The 13,037-nt window shown below is 61.9% G+C and carries 6 protein-coding genes; 2 read left to right on the top strand and 4 right to left on the bottom strand.

Features of this window, described 5'->3' with window-relative positions:
- Positions 1-521: 521 nt before the first annotated feature.
- Together AC2D80_RS05695 and AC2D80_RS05690 are read left to right on the top strand one after the other, a co-directional pair.
- A complete protein-coding gene (locus AC2D80_RS05695) occupies positions 522-6,602 on the top strand; it encodes an amino acid adenylation domain-containing protein (RefSeq protein WP_484632001.1) in 6,081 nt (2,026 codons plus the stop codon).
- Positions 6,593-7,543 (top strand): hypothetical protein, encoded by a 951-nt coding sequence (locus AC2D80_RS05690; protein ID WP_484632000.1) that lies wholly within the window; start codon positions 6,593-6,595, stop codon positions 7,541-7,543. Before AC2D80_RS05695 ends, AC2D80_RS05690 begins: the two co-directional genes overlap by 10 nt.
- 58 nt (positions 7,544-7,601) lie before the next feature.
- Here the strand turns inward: AC2D80_RS05690 and AC2D80_RS05685 are convergent, their stop codons facing one another.
- From AC2D80_RS05685 to AC2D80_RS05670, 4 genes are all read right to left on the bottom strand, one after another.
- The gene (locus AC2D80_RS05685) at positions 7,602-8,816 is read right to left on the bottom strand and encodes a glycosyltransferase family 4 protein (protein WP_484631999.1); all 1,215 of its coding nucleotides are present in this window, start codon (positions 8,814-8,816) and stop codon (positions 7,602-7,604) included.
- Between the two features lie 44 nt (positions 8,817-8,860).
- Entirely contained in the window at positions 8,861-10,135 is a 1,275-nt protein-coding gene (locus AC2D80_RS05680; protein WP_484631998.1) for an oligosaccharide flippase family protein, read from the bottom strand.
- A 98-nt stretch (positions 10,136-10,233) separates the two neighbouring features.
- Positions 10,234-11,841: an O-antigen ligase family protein gene (locus tag AC2D80_RS05675; protein ID WP_484631997.1), complete on the bottom strand. Its 1,608-nt coding sequence runs from the start codon at positions 11,839-11,841 to the stop codon at positions 10,234-10,236.
- 74 nt (positions 11,842-11,915) lie between these two features.
- Positions 11,916-12,845, bottom strand: coding sequence for a 2OG-Fe(II) oxygenase (locus AC2D80_RS05670; protein WP_484631996.1), 930 nt, complete (start codon positions 12,843-12,845; stop codon positions 11,916-11,918).
- Positions 12,846-13,037: the final 192 nt, after the last annotated feature.

The following is a 13,037-nucleotide window of genomic DNA, read 5'->3' as shown; positions in this document are numbered from 1 at the left end:
GGCGGTTAAAGCGCGGCTCCGATGGAGCCGCGCGCATCCTGCCTCGACACCCTGGTCGTGCATGCTTTAGCACACTCGACTGGTATCAAAAAGTAGGCAGCATCTTACGTGATCAACACCTGCAGGCGGCCGATTCCGCCAACGAATACCCGAGGAATGCGGCTTGAGCGACCCTCGACTGCGCAGTATTTCTCATCTTCCCGAAGGTCTGTCCTGCGAGCGAACCGGAGCTGCCCGCAGCGACGTGTTTCGGGCTCCGGGGCGACTTTTTCACGTTCGGGACCGTTCGACCGAAGCGCACGAAGAAAAGCCGAGCCAGTGGCGGGCAAAATAACCAGAAAGGATGCGCGCTGTGGTCTGGCCCCAACCTACCCTCAAACCGGTCTGATCGGGTCTGGGAGGCTGGCCGATTGACGGGGTGATCAAGGGCGTCAGCCGCGGCCAGCTCGGTCTCACTCGACTGACCTGCTCTGCACGCCTGGACTGGCTCTGCCTGTGTATCACCACGATTGACTGCCCGCTTGCCGACCATCACTCCCTTTCCCCGCGAACGTCAATCGATGAAGGACAACGCTTCCGTTGCTGCGCTCACCAGCCTCCGTGACCTGTTCGAGCGGCAGACGGCGAGCCTGGGACCGGCATTGGCCTACGCTTTCGTGGGTGCCGATCTGCAGCTGAGCACCGTGATGACTTTTGGCGAGTTGGGTGCACAGTGCCGCCTCCTGGCCATGGCGGTGGCGCAATGCACCGAGCTCGGAGACCGGGTGCTCCTCGCGTTCGACAACGAGCCCGACGCGATCGTGCTGTTCTGGGCCTGCCTTCTGGCCGGCCGCATCCCGGTCCCTTGCCCGGCGCCAGGAGCCAAAGCCACGCTGGCCGCGCGTCGCCGCATGACTGCCTTGGTGAAAGACACCGGTGCGCGTTTGGGTCTGTGTCACCAGGGGTTCGTCGATCGCGCCTCAGCCCTCGAATCGAGTACGCCCTGGACACACCGCGAAGCGCTTTTGGGGGAATCAGCCTCCAAAGAGATTCATGCCCCCCCTCTGGGCCGAACCGCCGTGCTGACTGACTCCACGACCCGCACGGAAGCTCTGACCGCAGAGCTTGCTTACCTACAGTACACCTCGGGCTCAACCAGCGAACCCCGCGGCGTCGAAATCACCCATCAAGCGGTGCTGGCCCACTGTCAGGCGATGGCGGCCCGACTCGACGTGGATCAACCCCGAGGACTGGTGTGGCTGCCCTGGTTCCACGATTACGGGCTCATCCACGGCGTCATCCAGTCGATGTACCAAGGCTGCCCGTCGTACATCATGCCCACGGCTGGCTTCCTGACCCGGCCCCTGCATTGGCTTGAGGCGATAGACCGCTACCGCATCACACACACCGGCGCGCCCGACTTTGCCTATGCCGCCTGTGTGCAGGCCTTGGCGAAGACACCGGCCTGGCGTGGGGATTTGCGAAGCCTTGTCATGGCAAGCTGTGGTGCCGAACCCATTCGAGCATCTACGCTGAACGCCTTCGCAGCGGCGTTTCAACCGTTTGGCTTGGACCCTCAAGCGCTAGCGCCCTCCTACGGATTGGCAGAAGCGGTCTTGGCGGTTACCGTCGCGGGACCCAGGCAGGGCTTGCGTACGCTGTCACTCAACGCGGCCGCGCTGGAGAACGGGCGCGTGAAATTGGCGCCGGCCGAGGCGCGCGGGTCGCGCGAGGTGGTGGACTGCGGTACGCCTTTGGCAGGTCTTGAGGTGGTGATCGTCGACCCGAACACCCGCTTAGCGACGTCCCCAGACGCTATCGGTGAAATCTGGGTCCGGGGCGACAGCGTAGCGCGGGGTTACTGGTCACAGCCCACGGAGTCTGCGCAGATCTTCAAGGCCACCTTCGCGCAAGACAAGGCGGCCAAAGGCTCCTATCTGCGCACAGGCGATCTGGGCTTTGTCCACGATGGAGGGCTGTTCGTGGTCGGTCGCCTCAAGGACCTCATCATCGTCTCCGGTCGCAACATCCACCCCCAGGACCTGGAGCGCACGGCCGAATCGGTGGATACCGCCGTGCGGCGAGGTGGCTCGGTCGCCGTGTCTGTACCTCGCGATGGGCGCGAGGTGGTGGTGCTTCTGGTGGAGTGCCGCCCGCGGCGCATCGTGGGAGGTCCAGCCGCGCTGGCCGATCGAATTGCCCGACAGGTCGCCCAGGATCACGCCATCAGTATTCACGACGTGATTCTTCTCAACGTCGGCGCCCTGCCTCGGACGTCCAGCGGAAAGCTCCAACGGCGGGAGGCCGCGAACATCCTTGAACAGGGGCAGTGGGAGACGCAGCGCATCTCCAGTGCCAAACGCCCCCCATCGGCAGTGGTCACAGCCCAAGGCGTGACACACCCGAGGCTCCGTGAAGAACTGGAAGCAGTCTGGCGAGAAGTGCTCGGGTGCCCACCGGTCAACCCCCAGGCCAGCTTCTTTGACCTCGGCGGTGACTCCCTCCTGGCGACCCAACTGCTTTCGCGCCTTAGGGCGAGGTTTGGGGTCGATCTTCCCCTGCAGTCTTTGTTTGAAGGACCCACCCTAGAAGCGCTGACGCATGCGCTCGCGCAGGGGCTTGACGGGTTGTCATCAGCGGAGCGCGGCGATGAACCGTTCGGGCTGCTCCCCCCCGAGCCGTTGTCGGTAGGAACGCGCACGTCTCTGTCCTTTTCGCAAGAACGCATGTGGTTCATGCATGAGATGGCTCCTGCGGGCAGCGCCTACAACATGCCCCTGGCGATCCAGATCGATGGCCCGTTGGACATGACGGCGCTGCAGACTGCGTTGGACCAAATCATCGCGCGCCATGCCATCCTGCGCACCCGCTTCTTCAGCGAAGACGGTCGGGTGGTGGGAGAAATCGTCGACACCCCAAGGGTGATCTGGGAACGCGTTCGGCTCAACGCCAGGGCCGACCAAGAGCACGGGGCAGCGCTGGCTGCCCAGCTGGCGGAATTCACCGTACGCCCTTTCGCGCTCGACCGCGCACCACTCCTGCGAGCTCAGGCCATTGATCTCGCACCCAACCGCACCGTACTGATCGTGGTTATGCACCACATCGTCGGAGACCAGTGGTCCTTCGCGACACTCGCGCGCGAGCTGACCGACCACTACAACCGCATCGTCCGGGGCGCGTCGCTGGATGTTGAACCTCTCAAGCTGCAGTACGCCGACTACGCGACATGGCACCGGCGCTGGTTCCAGGACGTCCGCGAATCAAAAGAACTCGCGTACTGGACGAAGCGACTGGCAGGCCTCGAGCCCGTGGCTTTCCCGCGGGACAAAGATCAACCCCGCACGCCCAACCACCTGGGCCGCTGCGTGAAGATCTCGCTTGACGAAGGCTTGCTCGCCGAGCTTCGACGTGCCAGCTCGCGCCGCGACGCCAGCTTGTCAATGGTGCTGATGGCGGCGCTGTCGATCGTGCTCATGCGCCATTCCGGACGAACTGATATCGCCTTTGGCATGCCGATTGCCAATCGACAGCACCTGGCCACGGAAGCCTTGATCGGGACATTCGTCAACACGCTGGTGCTGCGTACCGATGTCGAGCCCAGTGATAGCTTTGACGGAGTCATGTCTCGGGTGCGAGCGGCGGCGCTGGAGGCCCATGCCCACCAGAACATGCCCTTCGAGCTCCTCGTTCAGTCCCTGCAGGAACGCGCGGGCCCGGGCAGGCCACCCCTGTTCAACGTGTTGTTCAACATGATCAATGCGCCCGCGCGCGGACTCCAGTTTGACGGTGCTGAATGGTCGCGGGTCGACTTCGACCGGCAGAGAGCTCAGTTTGATCTCACGGTCATTGCCGACCCCGACCACGACCGCTCAATCCTGCTGGAGTACGCCACCGAGTTGTTTCACCACAGCACAATCGAGCGGCTGGCTCGCCACCTGGAAATTACCCTGCGATGCATTGGGCTAGACGAGGCGTCACCGGTGGGTAACTGGCCACTGCTGGACCCGCTTGAGCGCGAAACGCTTCGCCGCTGGGGATCGGGCCCGGCCGTTCCGCTGGCTGCCGACACGGTGGTCGGATGGATGGCGCTTCACAGGGTCGACCAGCGCGCAGAGCGAACAGCGCTCGTGTGCCGCGGCGAAGCTTGGTCTTACGCTGCGCTCCACGCGGCAGCCAACCGCTGGGCCCGGCGCCTGCGTCGCCAGGGCATCGCGCGCGGCAGCCGCGTCGGACTCGCTTTGCGGCGGGGGCATTCGCTGGTCGCGGCTTTACTGGGCGTATTGCGTGCGGGCGCCGCCTACGTCCCACTGGATCCGGACTACCCCCTGGAACGTTTGAGCCACCAAATCAGCGACGCCAACCTGACCGCGATCGTCGGTGAGGGTGCCTTTCTGGACGACTTGGATACAGCCCAAGTGAGACGATTGCCCGCTGATCGAATGGCTGAAGAGCTGGCCTTGGAAGCTGCCGAGGATCTCCCTGCAGACGCTGATCTGGACGCGCGCGCCACCGATCCCGCGTACATCATCTACACGTCGGGCTCCACCGGTCTACCCAAGGGTGTGGTGGTACCTCACCGGGCGGTAGCGAACTTCCTTGCCAGCGTAGCCAAGCGACCCGGTATCGGACCGGAGGACACGATGCTTGCCGTGACCACGGTCGGCTTTGACATTGCTGTGCTGGAGCTGTTGCTGCCGCTGGGGGTAGGAGCGTGCGTGGTGCTCGCCACCGAAGAAGAGGGTCAGGATGGATCGACACTGGCGCGGCTGTTGAGGGAATCTGGCGCCACCGTCATGCAGGCCACCCCGTCACGCTGGCATCTGATGCTCGAGGCGGGCTGGTCTGGCACGGCGGAGCTCAGGGGTCTGGTGGGCGGGGAACCCCTGACTGCGGCGCTGGCCGCCGACCTTCTGGCCCGTTGCGGCGAGGTCTGGAACATGTATGGCCCCACGGAAACAACGGTGTGGTCAAGCCGCTGGCGTGTGACGGCCGAATCGCTGCCCGCCATCGCACTCGGGGAACCCTTGGACAACACCCTCATCGAGGTGCGCGACGCGCGAGGACAGGTCGCGCCGGTGGGGGTGCCGGGGGAGATCTGCATCGGTGGACTGGGCGTGGCCAATGGCTATCACAACCGGCCGACTCTGACTGCCGAACGATTCATCGAGGCGGATGAACCCGAGGCGCGCATCTACCGGACGGGCGATCTCGGACGCTGGCATCACGACGGTAGGCTGGAACACCTCGGTCGCATTGATGATCAGGTGAAGTTCCGCGGATTCCGGATTGAGCCTGGCGAAATTGAGGCCAGGCTTGAGGAGCATCCCGGCGTAGGCCGGGCGGTGGTGACCGTGCGCGAAGACAGGGAAAACGATCCCCGGCTGGTGGCCTACGTGATTCCCAAGGGCGGGGCGAAAACGCCCATCGACGATTTGAGGCAACACCTCCGACGGTGGCTGCCGGAACACATGCTCCCAACCGCGGTAGTCCACCTCGACGCGCTTCCCTTGCTCGCGAACGGCAAGACCAACCGCCGCGCCCTTCCCGCTCCGGCGGTAACGAGCGTCGGCTCACCGGCCCTGAAAGCTCCACCGGTCACCCCGGAAGAACAGCAGGTCTGGGCGGTTTGGAGTGAAGTGCTTCAACAATCGGCCATTGGCATTCATGACAACTTCTTCGACTTGGGAGGGCACTCACTGCTGGCGATACGGGCGGCCGGGTTGATCGAGAAGCGCATGAACCGGCCCTGCCCGCTGCGTCTGCTGTTCGACCTCCCCACCATCGCGTCGCTGGCGGCCGAACTGGCCAAACAAGGTCCGCCGTCGTTGGGTGCCACCCGCTGCGTCGCCACCCTGCAACCTCGAGGGTCGGGCGCCGGGCTGTTCCTGCTGGCGGGCGCGGATATTTATCGTGACCTTGCCAGACACCTCGGGGATGATTTCCCTGTCTACGGACTGTTCTCCCAGGCGGAAATCGATCTGGTGGATCGACCGACTGCACCGGGAACTCCCCCGCTGGACATCCAAGCCATGGCGGGCGACTACCTGAACCTGATCCGTTCTGTGCAGCCGCAAGGCCCGTATGTCATGGGCGGGTTCTCGATCGGCGGCATCCTGGCTTTCGAGGTTGCCCAGCGTCTGCGTCGGGCCGGAGAACAGGTCGAGCTGTTGATCTTGCTGGACTCGATGCTTCCCGGACGTGGGTGGCGGCATCTGATGGCAGGCCTTCGGCGCCGGTGGCGGCTGATTCGGCGTGACGGGGTGGGTCACCTGTGGCACGTGCTGCGAGTTCTGCACCGGGAACACGTTCAGCGAGATGATCCAGGCCAGCGCCGCATCGAGCAGTACGCCGAGGCAATCCATCGGTACCAACCGGCGGCCAGCGACGTGCCGGTGCTTTTTTTGCAGGCCGGCGACGATCCGTCGACCGATGTGGCCTACGGTTGGGGAGTCCATCTCGCGCAGATGACGGTCCACCGTGTGCCGGGCCGTCACATGGACATTCTGGCCGCGCCCGGCGTCAGGGAACTCGCGGCACACATCCGGACACAGATGCTCGCGCGGCGCGCATCCACGCCCCCCGCCGACACCCTCCCCGAGTCCCGCTGGCCATCATGCGCCTGAAACACTCCCTCACCTTCATCCTCGTCGGCCTTCTGACTGCTTGTGGCTGGCAGAAGTCGCTGGACGCGGCTTCGTTGGCAGCGCGATACGTCGACCCCCTGCCCGCCCCGACCAAACCCCTGCGCGTCTTCCATTTGGGCCACAGCCTCGTGGGGCGGGACATGCCGATCATGCTGGAGCAACTCGCCGGCCAGGGCCACGACCACCGCTCCCAACTTGGCTGGGGCGCGACGCTGAAGTCGCACTATGAGCCAGACGTGCCCATCAACGGATTCAAGGAGGAGAACGCCCATCCTCGCTACGAAGACGCCCGCGACGCCATGCGAAGCGGGCGATTCGATGCCTTGGTGCTCACAGAGATGGTGGAGATCAAGGACGCCATTCGATACCACGACAGTTCAAAGTACGTGCGGCAATGGGCCCGCTTGGCGCGAGAAAGCGCTCCGCAAACGCGAGTCTTCCTGTACGAAACGTGGCATCAACTGGACGACCCCGACGGCTGGCTGGAGCGAATTGACCGTGATCTGGCCCTTTACTGGGAAGGCGATTTACTCGCCAAGGCGATGGCCCGCGACGACACCGGGGGGCCAATTCACGTGATACCGGCCGGCCAGGTCATGGCAGCGTTTGTCCGTCGAGCCGAACAAGGCCCCAAGCTGCCCGACGTCACCCGTCGGCAGGATCTCTTCCGCAAAAACGCCGATGGGACCCAAGACATGATCCACATCAACGACCTCGGCAGTTACCTCGTGGCGCTCACCCACTATGCGGTGCTCTACCAGCGCAGCCCGGTGGGCCTGCCACACCGACTCAAAAAAGCCGATGGGACACCGGCCGTCGCACCCAGCGACGAAACCGCGCGGGTGATGCAGGAAACGGTCTGGTCGGTGGTCAGTCGTTACACCAAAGCAGGCCTTTCCGCCAGTGAATCTGGCCGTTGACGATGCAGGGGCCACATAAATTGACGTGGTCAGTCCACGATTTAGGCGAGGTCCTTTCTCAGACGCTTTTGCTCTGCGCCAAGACCTCTTCATAAAACGCCTTGGTCCGACGGGCGACGATAGAGGGAGTAAATCGTTGCCGGTAGTCTGACAAGGCTGCATCTCCCATGGCGGCAGCAGCCTGGGGATGGTCCAGAAGGAAACGCAGTCGCTGCGCCAGATCTTCAGGATCTGCTGGCCTCACCAAGCAACCCGTGAGACCGTCCCGTACGATTTCAGCAAGGCCCCCGGTGTTGGAGAGAATGAGTGGCACTCCCTGAGCGCAGCACTCGAGCGCTGCCACACTGAATACCTCATATCTCGACGGCTGAATCACGACTTGGGCACGTTGTCGCAACTCAACCAAACTTTCGTTGGGCTGGCGACCCAAGTATTCCAACTTGCCACGGTTTGGACCCAAACGGTCTGCGAAGTAGGACTCCGCCGACCAGGATCGACCAGAATCATCCACCAACCCGACATCCTGTCCGACAAATGTCAAACGAGCATGGGGATGGCTTTCCAAAAGCATGCGAAAGGCTTCCACTGCCGTATCGGCGCCCTTGAGGCGATCAAAACGCCCGATGAACAGAATTCGACCCGACTGCGCCCCAGCTGCGGTCCAACGATGAGACTCCACTGGCATCGGTCCCGGGTTGGGGATCACCGCGCTAGGCTGGCCCAATGTTCCATACTGGCCCACTACCCGATCCAGAACCTCACGCGAGGGCGCTGATACGCCTTTGGCGAACTTAATCGCCTCGCCCTCACGCCGAATCTGTCGCGCCAATCGGCTGTTTACGATCTCCCCGGCAGCCGTGCGAGTCAGAAAGGCCGGCCCGTGCAAACGCACCACCAACGGAGCCCCCACCGATCGCGCCAGACTGGGCGCGATGCCGAACGTCTCTTCCATCTCGACCAAATCAATGGCACTCTCCCGACGCAAGCGCCGCCCTGCCAGCCTAAGGTGGGCACGGAACGTCCAATCAATCGCGGCGTCCGGAGCCAAGCGATAAGCAATCTTATTGCCGAGCGACACCACGGGTGCCCAAGGACCGGATAAAGCCACCAAAGTTTGAACGTCACCCGAATAGCCCGGCCCAACCTGGGACACGATAACCTCGCTCCTAACACCTTCCTGAGCCAAGGCGGGACGCAAGCGGTCTACATAGCTGATGATCCCATTGGAGAAGTGGGATAGCGGCCAGGCGGGCGCATAAAAAAGAACGTTCATCGTTGTTGAGACAGGAGAAAAAGAAGCACTCGGCGAAATAGTTTTCAGCCAAATAATTGTTCAACCGAGCGCCAGAAGGCTATGGCTCCGACCAGCCCAACAACAAACGCAAGCGGTCCTACCGCTTCTCGGGTCCAGCGCAGATAGCCGTGACGTCTCGCGGCGAACCACAATACCACCGCAACGGGAATCTCCGATAGCGCAATCACCCACACTACCGCCACGAGTCCCCCAAAATGCCACGCCAACGGTATGGTGGGAAGCACCCACAACGCTCGCGCAATGTCTCGATAAAAACCATAGCGGGTGTGGCCAACAGAAAACAGAAAAGTTTCTACCGGCGCCAACAAGCAAACCATTGCAGCCCTTATACAAAGCGCCTGCAGCATCCATCCGGCCTCCGCGTACCGCGCATCAAACAGCAGGTCAACGATTTGCTGACTGCTGGCCGCAATAGCGCCAATAGGTAGCAAGGCGATAATGTCGCCCCACAGCCGAATGCGGTAGTAACGATCACACAAAGCAGAGGGATCTTCGCGCCCGACTTGGCTCAAAAGTGGAAACAACACGCCATGCGTGATTCGTACAACACCCGCTGAAATCGCTTCGGCCATGATGGTCGCAAAGTTGTAAACACCCAGCGAGGCCATCCCGATGTAGTGGGCCAGCAAGAACCGATCCGCTTGACTGCTCGCAAATGACATGGCAGAGGATGCTTGGATCCAGCGGCCGTAGGCATACATTTCTCGCCACGACGCGGAATGCCATTGAATCCGGTTGCGGTAGCCAACATCCAGCAAATGGCTAACCGCGGTTGAAAACACGCTGGCCACCAGGGGTGAGATCACGAGAGCCCACACCGACTGCCACCACCAAGCAAGCCAGACATTCAGGACAAACGTCAGAATTTGGGTAGCGGCTTCAAGCGCCAGGACGGGCTTCAATTGGAGTCGGCGCCGCAACGTGATGACCGACGTGCTGGACAGCCCGGTAATCAAGACACTCAGGCAACCGACTGGCAGCAACCACAGCAGCTGTGGTTCATCCAGCAACCAGGCCAGGGGATAGGTCAGCAACACCGAAACCAGCCACAGGCCGGCCCCTCGCGCCGCCAACACCACCCAGCCCGTATTCAAGAACTCCGGTCTGTCGCCATTCGGGCTCTGGATGATGCTCTGGGACACGCCCACGTTGGACAGCATGATCAGTCCTGTGGACACCAAACCCACGGTCACGGCGAGACCAAACGCCTCGGGGAACAGGAGTCGGCTCAGGATCAGCCCCGACACGAAGCGCAGCACCAGGCCCGCCCCGTACACAAGCGCTTCCAGTTTGGCCGCCGACAGCGCCAGTTGGCCGAAGGTTCGCTGAGTAGAAATAGAAAGCTCCGGTGTGAAAGAGGGAATGCGATGGAGCGTCAGCGAGGCCGCCGGCGGTTGGGGCCACCCGAGCCCACCGACCCGGACACGCGTGGACCGAGGCGCTTGGCTTGGGTTGGCGGCGGCGCCGGCACGGGCGGCCCCTGCACCCGCCGAGCCAGTTCATCCCGGCGACGATCGTCGCGCTGCATCCAGATGTAGCTCGACAGCAATCCGACGAGCATATAAATCATGGGGTCAATGCCCGCCGTAGCAATGAACAGCATGTTCGCCATCGTGGCCGCCACCAATGAGGCACCCACGATAGCCCGGTCCACGTCCCGCTTGCGGTACCAAGCCCACACCGCGCGGGCGCGCCACACCGCAATCAGCAAGAACCCAACGAACAGGGACAAACCCACCAGACCATTGAACAGCGCCACCGTGAGATAGCCATTAACCAGATCAATGATGCCTTGCCCCTGGCGCAGCGACTCCATCTGGCTCAGGACGAAGGGATCCCCAAACCAGGGATTGCGGGCAATCAGGCCCAAGGAAACCTCCAGCAATCGCTTTCGGTAAATCACGTTTTCACTGTCCACCGATCCCACAAAGGGCAGCAAGGCCAGAAAGTCGTCACCAATCGGCGACGACAAAAACAGCAGCGCGATCACGGCGAACCCTCCCATGGCCTTCACGGCGGGCAACGCCCCACGGGGATCCAGCAGGTAAAACACGACGAATGCAAAAAAGGCCGAAATCCAGGCTCCCCGGGCGAGGCTGGCGGCCAAGCCACCCAGAAGAACAGCGCCAAAGAACAGCTTGAGCCAGCGGCTGTCCCAGCGGGACTGCAGACCTAGGTACAGGGCCCATGCGATGGCCAGCCAGATCCCCAGCGTGAGGGAATGACCAGCGGTGACCTGGGCCCTCAGCAGACCGCCCCGCATCAGGTAGGCAAAAACGTTCGGATTGCCCCACTGGTGGGAAATATCAACGTACAAGAGCCACCCCCGGGCAGTCTCAAACATTGCCACAGGAGACATCATCATGGCCGCCAAGACCCAAGCGCCCATCACATCGCGGAAAGCCTCGACCCGAGGATTCAATCGGCTCCAGACCGCAAACAGGAGTCCGATGTCCAGCACGGCAAGAAAGGTCCGCCGCATCGTGTTGGTCACGCTGTCATGGGGCGTTGGCAAGACAAGTGTCAGGAGCACATAGAACACCAGGAACCAATCGGTCGCATCAAGGCCGCGGTATACACGTACCCCATTCGCCGATGTCTGGAAACGCTCCCGCCGGGCTTGAAGGTAGGCGGGAATCAGGACCCCGAGTGCCAGCAGGCGCTGATGGCTGATGTCAAACAGATCCACGCCGATGGACGGCAGGCGAATGCTGGTATTGGGAATGACAAAAAACAGCAGGATATAAAGAGCAACGGGGTTGGAGTCCCGCCGAGCCGCCCACAGCATGATGGGGAGCGCGAAAACCGTGTATATCCAAATGTTCGGGGCCAATAGCCCCAACACAGTCAAAGCCAGCCAGACGTTGCGGCGCCGTTCAAAATCGCCCGGTGCCGCCAAGGGCGCGAACACACGCTTGGCCAAGTGCCACAACGGCAGTGTCAAGCCCAGGACGACCACCAGGGCCTTGATATCCTGAATCACACAGCCCACCCCAAGAAAAGCGCTCCGAAGCCGACCAGCGGAGCGCCCGACGCGATGTCACGCATCGAACTGCCTTACATGCCGATCCTGCGCTTGAGCGCGAACACGTAGCGTTGGAGGGCGGGAGGCACCCACTGCCTGAGATGCTGGTCCAAACGCAGATTGAAGGCTTCCTTCTTCGTTTTCGCACTATCCGTTGGACGAGCCACATAGATCGTGGAATTAGACGGAACTTCCTTGTAAATCTCGCGGGATGCGGTGTAGTAATACAGGGCAATCGACCGCCGGTACACGCCCTCTGGGCAGGTTAATGGATCTGGGTGGCCGTGAAAAGAATCTGCGTCGGTATTGAAAATCACACACCGGTTGAACACCGGAAGCACCGAGGAATGACAGGCCTTCATTTGGCGGTCCCACAACTCGAGTTGACCGCCGTACTCCGGTTTCCACGCTTCGTTGAGGTAAATGATCACGTTCATGCGTCGGTGAACATGCAAGCGCTCATTGATTCGAAAGTCCGCGTGCACACCCAAATACCCGCCCCGTGCCGTTTCGTGGTACCCACCGCCCACAAAGTGGGGGTCCGGGATGAGGGATTCAATGGTCGAAAGACCCTCCAGAAAAGCGAGAAACGGCGCAGAATTGAAAAAATGAAATAACTGCCGAGCCGTCGCAGAGCAATCTTCGGGAAGTATCTGACGCTTGAACTGCCCTGCGTAACCAATTTCAAAATTGGTATCATTCGCCAACGGACGTCGCGGGAAATGATCGATGGCCGATTGAATGACATCTGCCGGCAGGAAGTTGTCAATGACGATATGCGGGAAAGGCTCAGCAAAGCAATAATCCGCCGCCAAACTTTCACCGATGCGCCGCGCCTCGACAGCATCTAAGAAAAATCCATTGGATGCATCGATCGGCAGCAGAGCCTTCACCGGAGCCTCGCTGGCGGGAGGCGCCTTATGTCCTGCGTTGACAACGATTTGATCAGCCAATGCATCCATGTGGGTTCTTTCAGTCAGAATTTTTGCGTTAACCATCGGAGCGATGCAGCTCCGCGTCGCGGCGGGCACGAAGACACACGCGGGCGGAGGCTGGGCCGACTGTACGGCCGCGACGCTCGGACCCAATTGATCGACGTCAATGCCGGCGGACGAACGTCAGCACCGGGCCGCACCAGCCGCTTTGTCCTAAAG

This window comes from Hydrogenophaga sp. T66 (assembly GCF_057219855.1).
Note: the sequence above shows the minus strand (reverse complement) of the source record. Positions and strands in the feature narration are given on the sequence as shown.

Bases quoted from the DNA above. Each gene is read 5' to 3' on its own strand.
- AC2D80_RS05685 (WP_484631999.1), bottom strand. From the start codon at position 8,816: ATGAACGTTCTTTTTTATGCGCCCGCCTGGCCGCTATCCCACTTCTCC.
- AC2D80_RS05670 (WP_484631996.1), bottom strand. From the start codon at position 12,845: ATGGATGCATTGGCTGATCAAATCGTTGTCAACGCAGGACATAAGGCG.
- AC2D80_RS05690 (WP_484632000.1), top strand. From the start codon at position 6,593: ATGCGCCTGAAACACTCCCTCACCTTCATCCTCGTCGGCCTTCTGACT.